Source organism: Pseudolabrys taiwanensis, from assembly GCF_003367395.1.
Classification (GTDB): domain Bacteria; phylum Pseudomonadota; class Alphaproteobacteria; order Rhizobiales; family Xanthobacteraceae; genus Pseudolabrys; species Pseudolabrys taiwanensis.
Map to the genome: position 1 here is coordinate 1,723,341 of NZ_CP031417.1, position 20,258 is coordinate 1,743,598.

Here is a 20,258-nt window from a genome sequence, read left to right on the forward strand (position 1 = left end):
CGCCGGAAAGCGTGGCGCGGCGTCATGCCGTCTCGGCGCGCACGCTGCGCGACATGTTCAAGAACGAAGCGACGACGTTCACCGATTACGTGCTCGAGCAGCGGCTGGCGCTCGCGCATCGCATGCTATGCAGCCGTCTCTACGATCACCTGACGATCAGCGCGATCGCATTCGATTCCGGCTTCGGCGACATCTCGTATTTCAATCATGCGTTCCGCCGCCGTTACGGCGCGACGCCTTCCGACACCCGCAACGCGGTTCCGCGCGCGGATGACGTTCCGGGCTGAACACCAAGCCGCTTGAGTTACTGCACGTAGACCCGCTCGGTCTCATGCGCGGCCGACCGGGCGCGCTTGGGCTTCTTCGCCGGCGCCCTTGGCTTCTGCTGCTCCGGCACCATGTCGATCGTCTTCAGCCGGCCGGACGTGAAGGTATAGATGCCTGGCCACGGCCCACTGGCGTAAGTGAGCACGACCTTGCGCTCGCCGCTCGCATCGGCGCCGATCGATACGTTGCCGGGCTGGCCGGCGCGGCGCACCGCCTGGCATTCCGACATGCCGAGCGCGATGCCCCCCATCACCTGCGGCGCGGCGGGCGCGCCGACACCGTCCGGTTGCAACCGATCAGGCACCGCTCCGGCGGCCGGCGGCGGCGGCGCAGCCGCTGCCTGTGCCGCGTCGGCGGACGGCGGGGCGCAGCTGCCGTCGGCATTCACGAGATCTTCCGGGCCCACCGGACCCGACGGGCCCAGCGACACATTGGCGCTGCTGGGCCGCGCCCAATCCGGCTTGGCGAACACGTCCATCGGCTTCGAGAACAAGCCGCCTTCGTTCTTGCTATCGAGAAAATTCGAACTGCCCGAGCAGCCGGCGACGGAGATGCCGGCGGCGCAAACGAGCGCGATATGCAGTGGCAGGCGGCGCAAAGGCAACGCGGTTCCCCCAGAGGAAGGTCTATCTGTTTGTCCTTATGACAAATTTTGCGTCATCAGCAAGGCATGAGGCAAGAGCCCATCAGGCCTTCTTGACCCAGCGGCCGTTCTCGTCGGGCTGCCAGTAGGTGGCCTCGAAGCCCCTCGCCTTCGCCTGCGTCCATTGTCCGCGGGCGGCGGCAACGGCATCGTCGTCTTCGCCGTCGAAGATCAGCACAAGGCGCTGATAGCTGTCGGCATCCGCCGGCATCAGCGCACCTTCGATCAGAAAGCGCACGCTCGCGGCGTTCGGATTGCCCTCGTTGACCGTCAGCAGCACGGGCTGCGCCGACGCTTCCGGTTCGCGCCACGTGCCGTGCGGCAAAAAGCCGTCGTCACGATAAGTCCACAAATGCGCGTCGAGCGCATCGATGCGCTCTTCCGACGCACCCTGCACCGCGACACGCCAGCCGCGCTCGAGCGACTTCTCGAGCAGCGTCGGCAGCACGTTCTCCGGCTTCTGGCCTTGCAGGTGGTAGAAGAGAACTTCGGTCATCGAAACAACGGCTATGATCTGAGCCAGTCAGCCATCCTGTGAGAATGCGGCGCCGAGATCGCGCCGCGTACGAAGAATGCGGACGATCTCACTTCTCGTAGTAGTCGGCCACAAGCTGATCCAGCATGCGCACGCCCCAGCCCGAGCCCCAGCTCTTGTTGATGTCGCTCTGACGCGAGTCGAAGCCGGTGCCGGCGATGTCGAGATGCGCCCACGGCGTCTTGTCATCGACGAAGCGCTTGATGAATTGCGCCGCGGTGATCGCGCCGCCCCAGCGCGAGCCACCGGTGTTCTTCATGTCGGCGAACTTGCTGTCGATCATCTTGTCGTATTCGGGCCCGAGCGGCATGCGCCAGACCTTCTCGCCGGTCGCCTCGCCGACCTTGGCCAGTTGCTCGGCGAGTTCGTCGTTGTTGGCGAACAGACCGGCATATTCCTGGCCCAGCGCAACGATGATCGCACCGGTGAGCGTCGCGAGATCGACGATGAACTTCGGCTTGAAGCGCTGCTGGGCGTACCAGATGACGTCGCCGAGCACGAGGCGGCCTTCGGCGTCGGTGTTGATGATCTCGATGGTCTGCCCCGACATCGATTTCACGATGTCGCCCGGGCGCTGCGCGTTGCCGTCAGGCATGTTCTCGACAAGGCCGATGATGCCAACGGCATTGACCTTCGCCTTGCGGCCGGCAAGCGCCTGCATCAGGCCGGTGACGCAAGCGGCGCCGCCCATGTCGCCTTTCATATCTTCCATGCCGGCGGCCGGCTTGATCGAGATGCCGCCGGTGTCGAAGCACACACCCTTGCCGATGAAGGCAACCGGAGCCTCGCCCTTGCGGCCGCCGTTCCAGCGCATCACCACGACGCGGCTCTCGCGCGTGGAGCCCTGGCCGACGCCGAGCAGCGCGTTCATGCCGAGCTTCTTCAGCGCCGCGAGGTTGAGCACCTCGACCGTGACGCCGCTCTTCTTCAAGGCCTGCGCACGGCGGGCGAACTCCTCCGGAAAGAGGACATTGGCCGGCTCATTGACGAGGTCGCGCGCCAGCAGCACGCCGCCGACCACCGCCTCGCGCGGCGCATAGGCCTTACGGGCTGTAGCGACATCGCCAACGGCGACCGTGACGGTGCGTTTCTCGGCTGGCTTCTCGTCTTCCTTGCGTTTCGTCTTGTAACGGTCGAAGGCGTAGGCTCGCAGCCGAACGCCTTCGGCGAGTTCCGCGGCCTGCTCCGGCTTCATCGGCCCGGACGGCAATTCGGCGAACACGACGGCCTCGGCCTCCTTTGCCCGCACCTTGCCCATCGCGACGCCGCCGAGCTTCACGAAGTCCCGCGGCTTCAAATCGGCTGCTTTGCCGACGCCGAGGACGACCAAGCGCGACGCCTTGAGCCCCTCGGGCACGACGAGCTCGAGCGCGGCCCCGCTCTTGCCGGTGAAAGCCTCCGCCTTGGCGGCGCGGCTGACGAGGTCGGCCGCCGCCCCGAGGGCCTTCCGCGTGGCGGGCCCGAATTTCAACCCATCGTCACAGAAGACGATGAAAGTGCCCCGGGCCGGAGCGGCGAAGGGGCCAAATCCGAGCTTCAGGACGTCGGTCATGTGCTGTGTTCCTTGAAACGGTGGGACGTGCCGGCACGGACGTGCCGCAGGCAGGCGGTAAGCCCCATATGGACCCGCCCCGGGCGCGCTGCAAAGCCTTCCACGGAGCCGTTCGTGCCCTGTTCACAACTCACGGCCGCCGGCCGTCGGTAGCCTTTGCGGCCGGCCGCCTTAGTTGCCTTGCCAGAATCGTCGCCGGCAGGCACGGAGTTAGACTAACATGCGATCCGGCCTTAACTTTTTGTTATGCATGTTTTCCTTGCCTCTGCCTTCGCCCAGCCATTTTGTGGACGGATCAAGGTAAACGGTAACGGGGGCCGTGTTTACGATAATGCGCGCTGCGCGATGGCGAGGGGACGCCAGGCGCCGCGTCTGACATGGGCCTGAATTCGGGGACGTGACGCCGCGGATGGATTCGATCAGCCGATATATATTTCGGACGACGTTCAGCGCGTTTGCGATCGTGCTGCTCAGCCTGACCGCGGTGATCTGGGTGACCCAGGCGCTCCGCGACATCGACATTATGACGAGCCAGGGCCAGACGATTCTGGTCTTCATCGGCATCACCGGGCTGATCATTCCCCTGCTCGTTCTGGTGATCGCACCGATCGCGCTGCTGATCGCGGTCGCCCACTCCCTGAACAAGCTGTCGACCGACTCCGAAATCATCGTGATGAACGCGGCAGGCATGTCGCCGTGGATCCTTTTCCGCGCGTTCCTCAATGTGGCGATCGTGGTTTCCATTCTGGTGGCATCGATCAGCGCCTACTTCGCGCCCAAGGGGCTGCGAATGTTGCGCGACTGGCTCACCGAGGTGCGCGCCAACGTTGTCAGCACCATCGTGCAGCCCGGCCGGTTCACCTCGATGGAGTCCGGGGTCACCATTCACATCCGCGAGCGCCGCACCAACGGGCAGCTGGTCGGCATCTTCCTCGACGATCGCCGCAATCCGAAGGAGCGCCTCACGGTCATCGCCGACACCGGCGACCTGATCGACAACGACAAGGGTACGTTCCTTGTGTTGCAGCAGGGCATGATCCAGCGGCACGAGGTCGGTCAACGCGACCCGAGCATGGTCGTGTTCGACCGCTATGCCTTCGACCTGTCGCAGTTTGCGGGCGGCCAGCAGGCGGTCAAATATTCAATCCGCGAGCGCTATATCTGGCAGCTGTTGTGGCCCGACCCGAACGATCAATTCTACATAGAGCAGCCGGGGCAATTCCGCGCCGAGTTGCATGACCGGCTGGTCGCCCCGCTTTATCCGCTGGCCTTCACGGTGATCGCCTTCGCCTATCTCGGGGCGCCGCGCACCACGCGGCAGAGCCGCACGATGTCGATGGTCGGTGCCGTTGCCGGCGTCGGACTGCTGCGGCTGATCGGCTTCACCTCGACCGTGTTCGGCGCCAACCTGCCTTGGCTTCTGGTCTTGCAATACGTCGCCATCCTGGCCGCTTTCGTCGCCGGCTTCTTCGTGATCCGTCGCGGCCTGATCATCGAACCGCCAGCGTTTCTTACTAATGCCATCGCCGCGATCACCGAGCGGCTGTCGCGGCGTTTCGCTCCGCAGCAGTGATGTGACCTATGCCGATCCTTGGAGGAACACTGGCGCGCTATTTCGGGATGCGTTTCCTGAGCTCGGTGCTGCTCGTGTTCTTTGGCATTTTCGCATTGGTGGCGCTGCTCGACTACATCGAGCTGATGCGCCGCGCGAGCGACATCCCCAACGTGTCGCCGATCCTGGTCGCCAAAACCTCGCTCTTCCGCGTGCCGCAGGTGACCGAACGCATTATGCCGTTCTGCGTGCTGATCGGGGCGATGTCCTGCTACCTCAATCTGTCGCGGCGGCTTGAGCTGGTGGTAGCGCGCTCAGCGGGCATGTCGGCCTGGCAGTTCGTGTCTCCGGCGCTCGTGGTCGCCTTCCTGTTCGGCGCCATCGCCACCACGATCTACAACCCCGTCTCGGCCATCCTGCAGGAGCGCTCCAAGCGCTTCGAATCCGAGCTGTTTGGGCAAAACCCAGAGGCGATGACCAGCGTGGGCGGCGCCTTTTGGTTGAGCCAGCGCTCGCCGGAAGGCCAAGCCATCTTCAACGCCGCTTCCAGCCGCAACCAGGGCGTATCCCTCAGCGGCGTCACCATTTTCACTTTCGACACGGAAGGGCACTTCAAGAACCGAATCGAGGCACGCGCCGCCGAGCTGAAGGCCGAATCGTGGGAGCTCCAGGACGCGCACGTTTTCGCTTTGGGCGCCCGCCCGGCAAGTTACCCGCAGTATCAGCTCAAGACGAACCTCACACCCGAGCAAGTGCGGGAAAGCTTTGCCACGCCCGAGACCGTCCCATTCTGGGAATTGCCGTCGTATATCAAGATCGCGGAAAACGCTGGACTGCAGGCTTCAGGCTATAGATTGCAGTTCCAGAAGCTTCTTGCCCGGCCCTTCATGATGGCCGCCATGGTTTTCCTTGCAGCGGCGGTCAGTTTACGTTTCTTCCGCTTCGGCGGGGTACAAAAGATGGTTTTAAGTGGCGTGGCCGCCGGCTTTCTGCTTTATGTTTTATCGAAGGTGACTGAAGACCTTAGCAAGGCCGAGCTGCTCCACCCGGTGGCGGCGGCTTGGGTTCCTGTGCTTGTGGGCGGTCTGACGGGGTTTATTGCGTTGTTGTACCAGGAGGACGGTTGATGGCGGGGCTTCTTAGCACTCGTCCATCAGGGCACCGGCTGTCTCGCCGCGGTGCCGCCGGGATTGTTGCCGTCCTCAGCCTGCTGGTCTGCGGTGGATTGCTCGCGCCTGCGCCGATCGCCGCCCAGGAGCTGACCTTCCCTGTTCGTCCGGGACCGCTGCCCAAGTCGCCGTCCGCCGTCGAGCGCGCCAACTCGAAGCAGATGCTCGTGCAGGCCCGCGAGATCAACTACGACTACACGAACAATCAGGTCTCGGCCGTCGGCAACGTCCAGATGTACTATGGCGGCGCGACCATCGAGGCCGACAAGGTCGTCTACGACCAGAAGACCAAGCGTCTGCGCGCCGAGGGTAACGTCCGCCTGACCGAGCAGGATGGCAAGGTCACTTACGGCCAGGTCATGGACCTGTCGGACGACTATCGCGACGGCTTCGTCGACTCGCTGCGCCTCGACACGCCTGACCAGACCCGTCTGGCCGCCGCCCGCGCCGAGCGTACCTCCGGCAACTACACGGTGTTCCAGAACGGCGTCTACACCGCCTGTGCCGAATGTAAGGACAACCCGAAGAAGCCGCCGCTCTGGCAGGTGAAGGCCGCCCGCATCATCCACGATCAGGGCGAGAAGATGATGTACTTCGAGGACGCACGCCTCGAATTCTTCGGCGCTCCCTTGATGTACTTCCCGTACTTCTCGGCGCCCGATCCGACGGTCAAGCGCAAGACGGGCGTTCTGATGCCGAGCGTGGGCTCGAGCGGCAAGTTCGGCATGTCGCTCGAAGTGCCCTACTACTGGGCGTTGGCGCCGAACTACGACGTTACCTTCGCGCCAATGATCACGACGAAGCAGGGGCCGATGCTGCAGGGCGAATTCCGCCAGCGGCTGATGAACGGCGCATACTCGATCCGCGCAGCGGGCATCAAGCAGTGGGATCCGAACTACTTCGTCCGTAGCGACGGCACCTCGACGCCGGGCGCTCGTGATTGGCGCGGTAGCGTGGAGAGCTCCGGTCAGTTCGCGCTGAGCGACAAATGGACGTTCGGCTGGGACGCCATCGCACTTTCGGACAAGACGTTCCTGCAGGATTACAACCCGAACCTGTCGCGCTACCGGCAGGTCGATGCACTGCAGACCGCGCTGACCGAAGGCGTGTCGCAGCTGTATCTCGCCGGCAAAGGCAACCGTAGCTATTTCGACGCGCGTAGCATTTACTATCTCGGCTTCTCGGAGGCCGATGCGCAGAGCCAGATCCCGGTCATCCATCCGGTAATCGACTACACGTACACCTTCGACCGCCCGATTCTCGGCGGCGAGGTCGGATTCAACGCTAACTTCACCAGCCTTACCCGCAATCAAGCGAATTTCGACGCGATCTCGACGACCGCGCTCAATACCGGCGCGTGCGGCATCACCGCCGACCCTGCGCTCAAGACAACCAGCAACTGTTTGCTGCGCGGCGTTCCCGGCACCTACAGCCGCTTCTCGGCGGAGACCCACTGGCGGCGCACGATTACCGACCAATACGGCCAAGTCTTCACGCCGTTCGCGTCGGTCCGCGCCGACGCCGGCGCCATGCAGATCAAGAACGACCCGGGCGTGTCGAACTACATCGACACCGGCGACACCAATCTGGTGCGCGCCATGCCGACGATCGGCCTCGAGTATCGCTACCCCTTCATCAGCGTGCAGTCCTGGGGCACGCAGACCATCGAGCCGATCGCGCAGGTCATCGCGCGGCCGAACGAGACCCAGATCGGCCGCTGGCCGAACGAAGACGCGCAGAGCCTGATCTTCGACGACAGCAACCTATTCAAGGTCGACAAGTTCTCCGGCTGGGACCGCGTCGAAGGCGGCGGCCGCGCCAACTACGGCGTGCAATACACGGCGCAGTTCAACAAAGGCGGCTTCGTCAACGCCCTGTTCGGACAGTCCTATCAACTATTCGGCGAGAACTCCTATTCGTATGGCGGCACGACCAATACGGGCCTGAACAGCGGTCTCGACACGACACGCTCGGACTATGTGGCGCGCGTGTCGTATCAGCCGAACAGCATCTACAGCTTCACGTCCCGCTTCCGCTTCGACCACGATACGTTTGAGACCAAGCGCTTCGAACTCGAAGCCCGCGCGAACTTCGATCGCTGGACCGGCATGGTGCTGTACGGAGACTATGCTGCCCAGCCGGAACTCGGCTTCCTCAACCGCCGTCAGGGCATCTACGGCCTCGGCACGTACAAGCTCGATGCCAACTGGGTGTTGCTGGGCGGAGCCCGCTACGACATCAACGCCGAGAAGTTCGACCAGACCCGCATCGGCGTCGGTTACGTCGACGATTGCCTCATCTTGGCCGTGAATTACATTACAAGCTATATTTACAGTGGCAACGTCACCAACAACCACACGATCATGCTGCAGCTGAGCCTGCGTACACTTGGCGGCACTTCGGTCACCCAAGCGGTCGGCAACGGACAGTAGTCACGGCGACGCAGACGCGCGTTTTTCGCTGGGGGGCGCCCAACGCGAATGGATGAATCGATGCGGAAGACGAACTTCACCCCTGCCGCCCTTTGCCGCGCCGCGCGCGTCACGGCCGCGGCACTGGCGCTCGCGACCGTGATCCTGCCGGGCGTGAGCCGCGCCCAAGTCGTGGTCATCGCCAACGGCTCTCCGATTACCGAACTCGATATCCAGCAGCGCACCAAGCTGGCGGCCACCGGTGGTCAAAAGGCCCCCTCCCGCCAGGAGGTGATCCAGGACCTGATCGACGATCGGCTCAAGATCGCCAAGGCCCGCGTCTACGGCCTGGAGGTGAGCGATCGGGACGTCGACAACGCTTTCGAAAACCTGGCAAGCCGCCAACATCTCAACTCAGCGCAGTTCACGCAGATGCTGGAGCGTGCCGGCATCTCGGCGTCGGCATTGAAAGCGCGTATCCGCGCCGAGATGACCTGGAACCAGCTCGTTCGCGGCAAGTTCGCTTCCTCTTTGCAGGTCGGCGAAGCCGATATCGCCAGCGCGTTGAAGGACAGCAAAGACAGCGACGCCCAGACGGTCGCCTACACCTACACGCTCTACCCGGTGACGATCGTGGTCCCACGTGGCGCGAGCCCCGGCGTGATTCAGGCCAAGCGCCAGGAAGCGGAGAACCTGCGCGGACGCTTCGCCAACTGCAATCAAGGTCTGGCGATGGCCCGCTCGCTCAGGGACGTCGCCGTGCGTGAGCCGGTCAGCCGTTCCTCGAGCGATCTCGCCCCGCAGTTGCGCGACATGCTCGGCGCCATGGAAGTCGGTCGTCTGACGGCGGCCGAAGTGACGCCCCAGGGCCTGCAGATGTTCGCGGTGTGCGCCAAGAAAGAAAGCTCGGCGGAATCGCCGGCCAAGCGCCAGGCGCGCGAGCAGATTTTGAACAAGCGCTTCGAAACGGAATCCAAGAAGTATCTCGAAGAGATCCGCAAGCAAGCGATGATCGAGTACAAATGAGCGACGGCCTGCCCCTGGCTTTGACCCTCGGCGAGCCCGCAGGCATCGGCCCGGATCTTTCGCTGGCGGTCTGGCTCAAGCGGCGCACGCTGCACCTCCCTCCCTTCTATATCGTCGGCGATCTCGACTTCCTGGCCGAACGGGCGCGTTTGCTCAAGCTTGATGTTCCGCTGAAGCGCGTAGACCCGAATGAGGCCGCGTCGGTATTCGATCGCGCTCTGCCGGTTGTGTCGCTCGATGCACCGGTCACCGCCCGGCCGGGCAAGCCCGATGACACCAGCGCACCGGCGGCGATCGCATCGATCCGCCGAGCGGTCGCCGACGTGCTGGCAGGCGATGCCGCCGCGGTGGTGACCAATCCTATCGCCAAGAACGTCCTTTACCGTGCCGACTTCGCCGATCCTGGCCACACCGAGTTCCTGGCGCGGCTGGCGCAAGAGGCAACGGGCCAAGCCGCGATGCCGGTCATGCTGTTGTGGGCACCGGAGCTGGCCGTGGTTCCCGTCACCATCCACATCCCGCTGAGGAATGTGATCGCCGAGCTGACCACCGATCTCATCGTCCGAACCGGGCGCATTGTCGCGCACGACATGGAGCGGCGCTTCGGCGTCGCGCGGCCGCGACTTGCCGTCGCCGGGCTCAATCCGCATGCCGGCGAAGACGGCACCATCGGCGACGAAGACCGTGACATTGTCGCGCCCGCCGTGCGCCAACTGCAGGCAGACGGCATCGATGCGCGCGGGCCCCTGCCCGCGGACACCCTGTTCCATGATCGCGCGCGCGCGCTCTATGACGTCGCGCTGTGCATGTATCACGACCAGGCGCTGATCCCGATCAAGACGCTTGCCTTCGATCACGGCGTCAATGTCACGCTGGGTTTGCCCTTCGTGCGTACCTCGCCCGATCACGGCACCGCGTTCGGTCTTGCCGGCACCGGTACAGCCAATCCGGCCAGCCTGATCGCGGCGCTGAAGCTGGCGGCGCGGCTCACCGAGTCGGCGCCCGCCCTCGTACCCGTCCAATAAAATGGCGCAGATCGACGACCTGCCGCCACTGCGCGAGGTCATCCGCCGCCACGGGCTGTCGGCAAAGAAATCCTTGGGCCAGAACTTCCTGCTCGATCTCAATCTGACGACACGCATCGCCCGCGCGGCCGAGCCGCTGGAGAGCGTCACCGCGGTGGAGATCGGTCCGGGTCCGGGCGGACTGACACGTGGCCTGCTGGCGCTCGGCGCCAGGCGCGTGATCGCCATCGAGCGCGACGAGCGCGCGCTGGAAGCGCTGCACGAAATCGCGGCGCGCTACGAAGGGCGTCTCGACGTCATCGCCGGCGATGCGCTTGAAGTCGATGTCCGCGAAGCGCTCGGGCCCGAACGCGCGCGCGTGGTGGCTAACCTGCCCTACAATATCGCGACGCCGCTGTTGATCGGCTGGCTCACCGCCGAACCGTGGCCGCCCTGGTACGACATGCTGGTGCTGATGTTCCAGCGCGAAGTCGCCGAGCGCATCGTTGCAAAGCCTGGCACCAAATCGTACGGCCGTCTCGCCGTGCTCGCGGGCTGGCGCACCGAAGCGAAAATCCTGTTCGACGTGGCACCTTCGGCGTTCGTGCCGCCGCCGAAAGTGACGTCCTCGGTCGTGCGCCTGACGCCGCGGCCGGAGCCATTGCCTTGCGATGCGACGGCTTTGCAGAAGGTCACCGAAGCGGCCTTCGGCCAGCGTCGCAAGATGCTGCGGCAGAGCCTCAAGGCGCTGGGCATGGATACCAACGCGCTGCTCGAGGCCGCCGGCATCGAGCCGACCGCGCGCGCGGAAGAGATCGACGTCGAAGGCTTCGTGACGTTGGCGCGGCTTTACGCGGCGCGCGACAGGAACGCTACGGCGTGATGCTCTTGAGTTCGGTGAGCAGCTTGCCGACGAAGTCTTCCAGGTTACGCATCTTCACGCGCTTGAGCCGCTCGGCCGTCAGGATCGCACGCAGGCGCGCGAAGCTCTTATTGAGATCGCGGTTGACCAGGATATAGTCGTACTCGTTCCAGTGCAGGAATTCTTCCGCCGCGTTCTTGAGACGCTTGGCGATGACGGCGTCGCTGTCCTCGGCGCGGCGCACCAGCCGCGACTTCAGTTCCTGTGCCGACGGCGGCAGCACAAACACCGTCACGACGTCGTCGCGCATCTTGTCGAGCAACTGCCGCGTACCCTGCCAATCGATGTCGAAGAGTACGTCGCGCCCTTCACTGAGCGCCTTCTCCACCGGATCGCGGGGCGTGCCGTAGTAGTTGCCGTGCACCTCCGCCCATTCCAGAAGCTCGTCGCGATCGCGCATGCGCTCGAACTGGCCTTTGTCGAGGAAGTGGTAGTGCACGCCCTCGATCTCGCTCTGTCGCTTCGGTCGCGTCGTCGCCGAGACGGACAGCTCCAGCTTGCCCGGATCGTCCTTGTTCTCCTGTTCAAGCAGATTGCGCGTCAGCGTCGTTTTGCCCGCGCCGGACGGCGAGGACAGCACCAGCATGATGCCGCGGCGGCTGATGTCGGCTTCGTCGCTCATTCGAGGTTCTGCACCTGCTCGCGGAACTGCTCGACCACGCTCTTCAACTGCAGGCCGATATTGGTCAGCTCCACGTCGTTGGCCTTGGCCGTCAGCGTATTCGATTCGCGGTTGAGTTCCTGCGCCAGGAAATCGAGCCGGCGCCCTGCCGGGCCGCCTTCGGCGAGGAGCTTCTGCGCTTGCGCGACGTGCGAGGCGAGACGGTCGAGCTCCTCGCGGATGTCGGCCTTGGTCGCAAGCATGATCGCCTCCTGGTAGAGGCGATCGGTATCGAAGCGCTGTGACGTCGAGAGCAGTGCATTCACCTGTTCCGCCAGACGCGCCTTGATTGCTTCCGGCTTGCGTCCGGGCGCCGCTTCCGCCCGCGCGGCCAATGCCGCGATCTCGTCGAGACGCGTCGACAGCAATCGGCCGAGCGTCGCGCCTTCCTCCTGCCGCATGGCGGTGAGCGCCGCGAGCGCCGTTTCAAAGCCCGCGATGACGGCCTTCTCGGCGGCGCGACGATCTTCCTCGCGCTCGTCCTCTTCGGTAACTTCGATCACGCCCTTGAGCGCGAGAATGCCGTCGAGCGTCGGCGCCGCCGCATCCACCCTGCCGGTCAGATTGTGGATCGTCATCAGCACGGCGTTCAGCACCGGCTCGTTGATCTTCACCGTCGGCGCCACGCCTTTGCGCTCGACCGTGAGGTTGACGTAGACGGTGCCACGCGAAAGCTTCTCGGTCGCACGCGCCCGCGCCGGCCCTTCCACGGCATCCCAGCCCGGCGGCAGACGAAAGCGGACGTCGAGGCCCTTGGCATTGACCGACTTGATCTCCCAGCTCCAGGCGTAGGCACCGGTAACGCCGTGCCCACGCGCGAATCCGGTCATGCTAGACAAGGCCATCGCGACATCCCGTGTTGCTTAAAAGCGCTGAAATCGCGCGGACCTTAGCGGCGGCCCCGCATCGTCACAAGGCGGCTCAGCGCCGATTGTTGTTGCGCCGGCCGTTGGCGGGTGGGGTCGTCGCCGGCGGCTCGACGATGGTGGGTCCAGACGGCGTCGGCGCCGGCGTGACGGTCGGCGGCGGCGCGGCGCCCTGTTCGATCGCCCGCAGCTTGGCGACGTTCTTCTGATGCTCGGCGTAGTTCTCAGAGAACACGTGACCGCCGGTGCCGTCAGCCACGAAATAAAGCTCCTTCGTGCGCGCCGGATTGGCGGCCGCTTCGAGCGAGGCCCGTCCGGGATTGGCGATCGGCCCGGGCGGCAGGCCTTCGATGACGTAGGTGTTGTACGGCGTCGGCTGCTCGATCTCGCTCTTCATGATCGGACGGCCGAGCGAGCCTTTGCCGCCGGTCAAACCGTAGATGATCGTGGGGTCCGACTGCAGCCGCATCTTGGCCTTCAGACGATTGATGAACACGGCGGCGACCCGCGTGCGCTCGTCCGGCTTGCCGGTCTCCTTCTCGACGATTGAGGCGAGCGTCACCAACTGCTCCGGCGTCTTGATCGGGATATCCGGCATGCGCCGTTCCCACACCTCGGAGAGGACGCGCTTGTGGGCCTGCTGCATGCGCTGGATAAGCTGCTCACGGCTCATGCCGCGCGTGAACTTGTAGGTCTCCGGCAGCAACGTGCCCTCGCGGGGGATCTCCTTGATCTGGCCGGAGAGCGCGTCGGTCTCGAGCAGCTTGGCGACGATCTGCTCCGAAGTAAGCCCCTCGGCGATGGTCAAGGTGTGCTGCACCACCTTGTTCTCGATGATCGTGTCGACGACGTCGGCGACGCTGGCGCGCTTGTTGAACTGATACTCGCCGCTCTTGAGATCGCCGCGTGCCTTCAACGCGATCACGCCGCCCATGAACACGTAAGGCTGATCGATCACGCCTTCGCGCACGAGCAGGTCCGCGATGTCCTTGATGCCGAGACCGCGGGGGATGTTGACGACCTTGTCCTCGACGAGCGGACCCGGCGCCTCGAAACGCTGCTTGCCGAAATAGAGGCCGGCGCCGACCGTCACCGAGATCACGACCAGGATCATGAAGATCGCATTGCCTGCGATCACGAGCGGGTGACGGGCGCGCTTGGAATGCTTCTTCGGCGGCGGGATGCGCTCCGGCTCCAAAGCCACACGCGGGCTCTTGGGCACGGTCGGACGCGACGGCGGCACAGGCGCACCATTGCGATCCCCGTTCGGCGGCGGAGAGGAATTCACGCGCACACCTCCGCTGTCAGGATAGGCCGGATCACCGTCACGCATACCCCTGGTTCAAGTCCAGCCCCCCCGGACCCCGACCCGCTGCGGCGGGACCAGAAAAATAGCAGAAGCTCCCGCACGTTAGAAAAAATTATGGCGAAAGCGGGGGGCGTATCACCAGGGAATTTCAGGCCGCCTGGTCTCAGGCCGCATACCGCCGGAAGATCACGGACGCGTTGGTGCCGCCGAAACCGAAGGAGTTCGACAGTGCGGTGTTGATTTCACGCTTGCGCGCCCGGTGCGGCACGAGGTCGATCGGCGTTTCGACTGAGGGATTGTCGAGATTGATCGTCGGCGGCGCCACGTTGTCTCGGATCGCCAAAATCGAGAAAATCGCCTCGACAGCGCCGGCGGCGCCCAAAAGATGGCCGATGCACGACTTGGTCGACGACATCGAGATACGCGCGGCCGCATTGCCGACCAGCCGCTCGACGGCGCCGAGCTCGATTTCGTCGGCCATGGTCGAGGTCCCATGGGCGTTGATGTAGTCGATTTCGTCCGCGGTGATGCCGGCGCGCTTGAGCGCCATGCTCATGCAGCGGAAGGCGCCATCGCCGTCCGGAGACGGCGCCGTGATGTGGAAGGCGTCGCCCGACAGGCCGTAGCCGACCAGTTCGGCGTAGATCTTGGCACCGCGCGCCTTGGCGTGCTCAAGCTCCTCGAGCACCAGGGCACCGGCGCCCTCGCCCATCACGAAGCCGTCGCGGTCCTTGTCGTACGGACGCGAGGCGCGCGTGGGATCATCATTGAACGCGGTCGACAGCGCGCGCAGCGCCGAGAAGCCGGCCAGCGACAACCGATTGACCGGAGACTCCGCGCCGCCGGCGACCATCACGTCGGCGTCGCCGAGCGCGATCATGCGGCCGGCGTCGCCGATCGCATGGGCACCGGTCGAACAGGCCGTGACCACCGCATGGTTCGGCCCCTTCAGGCCGAACTCGATCGACACGAAACCGGAGGCGAGGTTGATGATGCGGCCCGGAATGAAGAACGGGGAGACGCGGCGCGGCCCCTTCTCGTGCATGGTGATGGCGGTCTCGGCGATGCCTTCAATGCCGCCGATGCCCGAGCCGATCAACACACCGGTCGATGTCTTCTCGTCTTCGGTCTTGGGATGCCAGCCGGCGTCGTCGAGCGCCTGGCGCGCCGCGCACATCGCGTAGACGATGAACGGGTCGACCTTGCGCTGCTCCTTCGGCTCCATCCACTGATCGGCATTGTAGGTGCCGTTCGAGCCGTCGCCGTGCGGAATCATGCACGCGATCTTGGCGGCGATGTCGGAGACTTCGAACGTATCGACCTTCTTGGCGCCGCTTTCACCGTTGAGCAGACGTGACCACGTCGGCTCCACGCCGCAACCGAGCGGCGAGAGCATTCCCATTCCGGTGATGACAACTCGCCTCATTCCCGGCTCCGAGCGAAAATAATCTCACACGCAGTCGGCACGGCGCAGACTGCGTGACCTTGCCTGCGGTTGCGCGACGCGACGGCCTGACCAGCGCTGATGAATAAATTCAAGCCGCCGCGCTCGCGGCTCAGCTCTTGGCGTTCTTCTCGAGAAACTTCACCGCATCGCCGACGGTCAAGATGGTCTCGGCGGCATCATCGGGGATTTCGCAAGCGAACTCTTCCTCGAAGGCCATAACGAGCTCGACGGTGTCGAGACTGTCGGCGCCAAGATCATCGATGAAGCTTGCTTGTTCCGTCACCTTGTCGGGCTCCACGCCCAGGTGCTCCACGACGATCTTCTTCACCCGCTCGGCAATGTCACTCATCTTCAACCTCTGCTTTTTAGATTGGGCCGCGCCCTTGCTTCGGGACTGCAGCCATCGCGGTTAGGCCTCGTCGTGGTTGACGGTGGTGAGACGACTTCCGATCGCGAAAGCTTGGTGCTTGCGACTTCCGCCATCGGCCGCCCCAGCCGGGCCGAATTTCGGTTACCACACTTCAATTCCGTTGACTAGCGCAGGGGAGCGTAGCCGGACAAGCCCTTTAATGCCAAGGCCTTGTCATTAAAACATCGCCATTCCACCGTTCACGTGAATCGTCTGCCCCGTGACGTAATGTGCCTCCTCGGAAGCCAGATAAACGGCCGCGGCAGCGATGTCTTGCGCGCTCCCAAGCTTGCCCGCGGGAACCCGCGCCAAGATGCTTTCACGCTGCTTGTCATTGAGCTTGTCCGTCATCGCGCTGGCGATGAAACCCGGCGCGATGCAGTTGGCCGTCACGTTACGCTTTGCGTATTCGGCAGCGACAGCTTTCATCATGCCAACCATGCCGGCCTTCGATGCGGTATAGTTGCCCTGCCCGGCATTGCCGGTGAAACCGACCACCGACGAGATGCCGATCACGCGGCCCCAGCGGCGGCGCATCATGCGGGAAACGGCCGCGCGGGTGAGCCGGAAGGTCGCCGTCAGATTGACGGCGATGACGTTGTCCCAGTCTTCGTCCTTGAGCTGAACGAACAGATTGTCCTTGGTGATGCCGGCATTGGCGACAAGGATGTCGACCTTCTCCATCTTCTCTTCGGCCGACGGCACCAGCGCTTCGACAGCATCCTTGTCCGCCAGGTTGCACGGCAACACGTGGACGCGGCTGCCGAATTCGCCGGCAAGCTTTTCGAGCTGTTCTCGCCGCGTGCCGGAGAGCGCTACGGTTGCGCCCTGTTGATGCAGTGCACGCGCGATGCCCTCACCGATAGCGCCGGTGGCGCCGGTCACAAGCGCGGTCTTGCCCGTAAGATCGAACATAATAGCTCCTTAGAAACTGTTAGGCGCGCGCCGCTTTGAATGCGGCAACGTCGTCGGGCGTCCCTATCGCCGTGCCGGTCGCACCGTCGGCGATACGTTTGACCAGACCGCTGAGCACTTTGCCCGCGCCGACTTCGTAGAATGTCTTCACGCCCGCCTGGGCCATGAAGGAAATCGATTCTCTCCAGCGCACGGTCCCGGTGACCTGCGCGACCAGTGCCTTGACGATTTCGGCCGGATCCTGGATCGGCTTCACCAATACGTTGGCGACCACCGGAACCACCGGCGGCCTCACCGTGACCTTGGCGAGCGCCTCGGCCATGACGTCGGCCGCAGGCGCCATCAGCGCGCAATGGAACGGCGCGGACACCGGCAGCAGCATCGCGCGCTTGGCGCCTTTGCCCTTGGCGATTTCAACCGCGCGTTCGACGGCGGCTTTATCGCCCGACACGACGACCTGGCCGCCACCATTATCGTTGGCGGCCTGACAGACCTGACCTTGCGCCGCTTCGGCCGCGACAGCCGCCGCGGCATCGAATTCGAGTCCGAGCAACGCAGCCATCGCGCCGGCGCCAACCGGCACAGCCTTTTGCATCGCCTGGCCGCGCGTGCGCAGAAGCCGCGCCGCATCCGCGATGGTGAAAGTGCCGGCGGCAGCAAGCGCCGAATATTCGCCGAGCGAGTGACCGGCGACGAATTGCGCATCGCGCGCAAGGTTCAAACCGGCTTCAGCCTCCAGCACGCGGATGACCGCGAGCGACACCGCCATCAACGCCGGCTGGGCGTTCTCGGTCAGGGTCAGCACATCCTGCGGTCCCTCGAAAATAACGCTGCTGAGCTTGGCGCCCAGCGCGTCATCGACTTCCGCAAATACCGCGCGCGCGGGCGCGAACTGATCGGCGAGCGCCTTGCCCATGCCGACCGTCTGGCTACCCTGCCCCGGAAATACAAACGCGACAGTCATACCTCTCCAGTCCCCGACCCTTTAAAATCCTGACGGATGCCCGCCCCCCGGGAGCAAAACCGCGCCGAGAGACACCGCCCATGCGGCTCCTGTCAAGCGCGAGAGCGGAACCATTCAGTTTGCGGCGGGTGGGGTAACCGGACGAAAAGACTTCCCTGTTAAGGCCTTGGTTAATCCAAGCGACACTCGGCCAATGAGCACCCTGGTCTCCGACGACGATCTTTCGCGGGCCCGCAGCGACCCGCAGTTCCGCCAGCAACTCCTGGCGGCGAACCTCGATCGATTGCTCGGGGCGCTCAACCGTATGCGCCGCCAAAGCGCCCCGACCGAGGAAGGGGTACGCCAGCTCCAGGAAGGGGCTGATCTGGCGGTCCAGCTCGCCGACCGGCTACAAAACGGCACCGAACACGCCGCCTGAGGCGGGTTCCAGCCTGCGTTCTCCTTGCATTCCCGGCGGAAATCCTTATAACCCGCGCGTTCCGTCGACCCTGGTTGGAAGCTGAACGGATGACTGGTCGGCAGCGTCTGACGCTGCAAGCCGGTAGGACCGTCTGGTCCGGCATCCCGTGTTTCCGCCTTCAGAGCAGTTTCGAGCCTTTCCCGAAGGGCTCGAAGGGCTAGGCGCCAGGATCGAGGATTTGGCTCTAACAGGGAAAGGCATTTCATGCCCCTCTATGAACACGTCTATCTGGCGCGCCAGGACCTGAGCGCGCAGCAGGTCGAGGAATTGACCACCCAGCTCACCGGCGTCATCACGCAGATGGGCGGCACGGTCTCCAAGAACGAATACTGGGGCCTGAAGTCCCTCACCTACCGCATGAACAAGAACCGCAAAGCGCATATGACGCTTCTCAACGTCGATGCGCCGGCGGCGGCTCTCAACGAGATCGAGCGCCAGGAGCGCCTCTCGGAAGACGTTCTGCGCTATCTGACCATCCGCGTCGAAGAGCTGGAGGAAGGCCCCTCCGCCATGCTGCGTAAGTCCGATCGTGACCGCGACGAGCGCGGCGATCGTGGCGGCCGCTTCGGCGACCGTGACCGCGGCGATCGCGGTGACCGGGGCGAGCGCCGTCCGCGCCGCGAAGATGACGAAGCAGCGGCTACGGAGGAATAATCAATGGCACTCGCAGCTCAGGGCGGCGCGCGCCGTCCGTTCTTCCGCCGTCGCAAGACCTGCCCGTTCTCGGGCGCCAATGCGCCGAAGATCGACTACAAGGACGTGAAGCTGTTGCAGCGTTACGTCTCGGAGCGCGGCAAGATCGTGCCGAGCCGCATCACCGCGGTGTCGGCCAAGAAGCAGCGTGAACTCGCCCAGGCGATCAAGCGCGCCCGCTTCCTCGGCCTGCTGCCTTACGTGATCCGCTAATCGGATTTGACGAACAGCCTCATCCCGCGACACGCGGGGTGAGGCCTTAAAACGAGGCTTCCGGCGACATCCGGCAAGCCGATGGTTGGGACGGACGTAGGCTCCGCCTCTAACCGCTCGAACGGAGCGGGACAGCTCGGGATGATGCAGACCGGTCTCATAGGCATTGGTGCTGGCGCCGCGGCGGCTTTGCTGTTCGCCTCGGTAACGTCCGGCTCGTGGCTGTCCGTCATCCTCTTCTATCTCGCACCGCTGCCGATCATGATCGCCGGGCTCGGCTGGACCCATTGGGCCAGCCTGACCGCCGCGATCGTCGCGGCGGGCGCGATCGGCCTCATATTCGGCGGCGCTTTCTTTCTCGCTTTCCTCGCCGGCGCCGGCATCCCAGCCTGGTGGCTCACCTACCTCTCTTTGCTGGCGCGGCCGCTGACCGCGACGGCGGGCGCGTCCGACCAGCCTTCGCTCGAATGGTATCCGCCCGGCCGCCTGGTGCTCTGGGCCGCCGCCCTCGCGGCCCTGGTGGTGCTGTTCGCCATTCCGAATTTCGGCCTCGACGCCGAGAGCTTCCGGACCGGGCTTGCCAGCGCGCTCAACCGCATGCTGCAGCTCGATGCCGGCAGGGACGGCGTCCCGGCGGCGGACGCGGAGCGCGCCAAGCGCTTCATCGATTTCTTCGTCACGGTGATCCCGCCCGCCGCGGCGGTGCTGGCCACCGTCACCAGCCTCGTCAATCTGTGGCTCGCCGGCCGCATCGTGCGATTCTCCGGGCGGCTGACGCGGCCCTGGCCGGAGATCGCCGCGATGGTGTTCCCGCCTACGGCGGCGATCGCGCTCGGCGTTGCGACCGTGCTGAGCTTCGTCGACGGCCTCGTCGGCATCGTCGCCGGCGTGGTCGCGGCAAGCCTGTGCATGGCGCATGCGGTGCTCGGTCTCGCCGTGGTGCACGACGTCACGCGCAGCCTGAACAGCCGGCCTTTCATTATCGGCGGCGTCTATGCCTCGCTCGCCGTATTGGGCTGGCCGGTGCTGATTTTCGCCGTGCTCGGCCTCGTCGAAACTTTGTTCGGCCTGCGGGCGCGCATCGCGAGCAAGCGCGGGCCGCCGGCCTCCACCATCACCTGAGTTCAACATCAACCCGAAACCAAACCCAAGAACCAACCAAGTTCAGATCCGAAGGAGT

Annotated in this window: 21 protein-coding genes; 11 read left to right on the top strand and 10 right to left on the bottom strand. The window is 64.6% G+C overall.

Going from position 1 to position 20,258, the window contains the following annotated elements:
- The first annotated feature begins 11 nt into the window (after window positions 1-11).
- A complete protein-coding gene (locus tag DW352_RS08250) occupies window positions 12-287 on the top strand; it encodes a helix-turn-helix transcriptional regulator (RefSeq protein ID WP_162826853.1) in 276 nt (91 codons plus the stop codon).
- A gap of 17 nt (window positions 288-304) precedes the next feature.
- On the opposite strand, the gene DW352_RS08255 is transcribed toward DW352_RS08250, so the two are convergent.
- The 3 genes from DW352_RS08255 to DW352_RS08265 form a co-directional block, all read right to left on the bottom strand.
- Window positions 305-931 (bottom strand): hypothetical protein, encoded by a 627-nt coding sequence (locus tag DW352_RS08255; protein WP_162826854.1) that lies wholly within the window; start codon window positions 929-931, stop codon window positions 305-307.
- 82 nt (window positions 932-1,013) lie between these two features.
- Complete coding sequence (locus DW352_RS08260; protein ID WP_115690225.1) at window positions 1,014-1,466, bottom strand: DNA polymerase III subunit chi; 453 nt, start codon at window positions 1,464-1,466, stop codon at window positions 1,014-1,016.
- 88 nt (window positions 1,467-1,554) lie between these two features.
- Window positions 1,555-3,057, bottom strand: coding sequence for a leucyl aminopeptidase (locus tag DW352_RS08265; protein WP_115690227.1), 1,503 nt, complete (start codon window positions 3,055-3,057; stop codon window positions 1,555-1,557).
- A 409-nt stretch (window positions 3,058-3,466) separates the two neighbouring features.
- On the opposite strand from DW352_RS08265, the gene lptF reads away from it, so the two are divergent.
- The 6 genes from lptF to rsmA are packed head-to-tail and all read left to right on the top strand — an operon-like array spanning window position 3,467 to window position 11,102.
- A complete protein-coding gene (gene lptF / locus DW352_RS08270) occupies window positions 3,467-4,630 on the top strand; it encodes an LPS export ABC transporter permease LptF (protein WP_115690229.1) in 1,164 nt (387 codons plus the stop codon).
- Window positions 4,631-4,638: 8 nt separating this feature from the next.
- Window positions 4,639-5,736, top strand: a complete 1,098-nt coding sequence (gene lptG / locus DW352_RS08275) for an LPS export ABC transporter permease LptG (RefSeq protein WP_162826855.1) — start codon at window positions 4,639-4,641, stop codon at window positions 5,734-5,736.
- Complete coding sequence (locus DW352_RS08280) at window positions 5,736-8,210, top strand: LPS-assembly protein LptD (protein ID WP_115690231.1); 2,475 nt, start codon at window positions 5,736-5,738, stop codon at window positions 8,208-8,210. The genes lptG and DW352_RS08280 overlap by 1 nt, the downstream gene beginning before the upstream one ends.
- A gap of 60 nt (window positions 8,211-8,270) precedes the next feature.
- Window positions 8,271-9,215, top strand: a complete 945-nt coding sequence (locus DW352_RS08285; RefSeq protein WP_162826856.1) for a SurA N-terminal domain-containing protein — start codon at window positions 8,271-8,273, stop codon at window positions 9,213-9,215.
- The gene (gene pdxA / locus DW352_RS08290; protein ID WP_115690235.1) at window positions 9,212-10,240 is read left to right on the top strand and encodes a 4-hydroxythreonine-4-phosphate dehydrogenase PdxA; all 1,029 of its coding nucleotides are present in this window, start codon (window positions 9,212-9,214) and stop codon (window positions 10,238-10,240) included. Before DW352_RS08285 ends, pdxA begins: the two co-directional genes overlap by 4 nt.
- A 1-nt stretch (window position 10,241) precedes the next feature.
- A complete protein-coding gene (gene rsmA, locus DW352_RS08295) occupies window positions 10,242-11,102 on the top strand; it encodes a 16S rRNA (adenine(1518)-N(6)/adenine(1519)-N(6))-dimethyltransferase RsmA (protein ID WP_115690237.1) in 861 nt (286 codons plus the stop codon).
- Here the strand turns inward: rsmA and gmk are convergent.
- The 7 genes from gmk to fabD all read right to left on the bottom strand — a co-directional run bounded on the left by gmk (window position 11,092) and on the right by fabD (window position 17,712).
- Complete coding sequence (gmk, locus tag DW352_RS08300) at window positions 11,092-11,763, bottom strand: guanylate kinase (RefSeq protein ID WP_245434364.1); 672 nt, start codon at window positions 11,761-11,763, stop codon at window positions 11,092-11,094. The two genes, rsmA and gmk, sit on opposite strands and share 11 nt — an antisense overlap.
- A complete protein-coding gene (locus tag DW352_RS08305) occupies window positions 11,760-12,647 on the bottom strand; it encodes a YicC/YloC family endoribonuclease (RefSeq protein ID WP_115690239.1) in 888 nt (295 codons plus the stop codon). Before DW352_RS08305 ends, gmk begins: the two co-directional genes overlap by 4 nt.
- A gap of 76 nt (window positions 12,648-12,723) precedes the next feature.
- Window positions 12,724-13,872: an endolytic transglycosylase MltG gene (mltG, locus tag DW352_RS08310; RefSeq protein WP_245434365.1), complete on the bottom strand. Its 1,149-nt coding sequence runs from the start codon at window positions 13,870-13,872 to the stop codon at window positions 12,724-12,726.
- Window positions 13,873-14,140: 268 nt separating this feature from the next.
- Complete coding sequence (fabF, locus tag DW352_RS08315; RefSeq protein ID WP_115690243.1) at window positions 14,141-15,403, bottom strand: beta-ketoacyl-ACP synthase II; 1,263 nt, start codon at window positions 15,401-15,403, stop codon at window positions 14,141-14,143.
- Window positions 15,404-15,533: 130 nt separating this feature from the next.
- A complete protein-coding gene (locus DW352_RS08320) occupies window positions 15,534-15,773 on the bottom strand; it encodes an acyl carrier protein (RefSeq protein WP_115690245.1) in 240 nt (79 codons plus the stop codon).
- A gap of 237 nt (window positions 15,774-16,010) precedes the next feature.
- Window positions 16,011-16,748, bottom strand: coding sequence for a 3-oxoacyl-[acyl-carrier-protein] reductase (gene fabG / locus DW352_RS08325; RefSeq protein WP_115690247.1), 738 nt, complete (start codon window positions 16,746-16,748; stop codon window positions 16,011-16,013).
- Window positions 16,749-16,767: 19 nt separating this feature from the next.
- Window positions 16,768-17,712, bottom strand: coding sequence for an ACP S-malonyltransferase (gene fabD / locus DW352_RS08330; RefSeq protein WP_115690249.1), 945 nt, complete (start codon window positions 17,710-17,712; stop codon window positions 16,768-16,770).
- Window positions 17,713-17,905: 193 nt separating this feature from the next.
- Between fabD and DW352_RS08335 the strand changes: the two genes are divergently transcribed.
- From DW352_RS08335 to DW352_RS08350, 4 genes are all read left to right on the top strand, one after another.
- Entirely contained in the window at window positions 17,906-18,130 is a 225-nt protein-coding gene (locus DW352_RS08335) for a hypothetical protein (protein ID WP_115690251.1), read from the top strand.
- Between the two features lie 246 nt (window positions 18,131-18,376).
- Window positions 18,377-18,826, top strand: coding sequence for a 30S ribosomal protein S6 (gene rpsF / locus DW352_RS08340; RefSeq protein ID WP_115690253.1), 450 nt, complete (start codon window positions 18,377-18,379; stop codon window positions 18,824-18,826).
- A 3-nt stretch (window positions 18,827-18,829) separates the two neighbouring features.
- Window positions 18,830-19,078, top strand: a complete 249-nt coding sequence (gene rpsR / locus DW352_RS08345; protein ID WP_115690255.1) for a 30S ribosomal protein S18 — start codon at window positions 18,830-18,832, stop codon at window positions 19,076-19,078.
- A gap of 141 nt (window positions 19,079-19,219) precedes the next feature.
- On the top strand, window positions 19,220-20,200 hold the full coding sequence (locus DW352_RS08350) for a DUF2232 domain-containing protein (protein ID WP_162826857.1): 981 nt from the start codon (window positions 19,220-19,222) through the stop codon (window positions 20,198-20,200).
- Window positions 20,201-20,258: the final 58 nt, after the last annotated feature.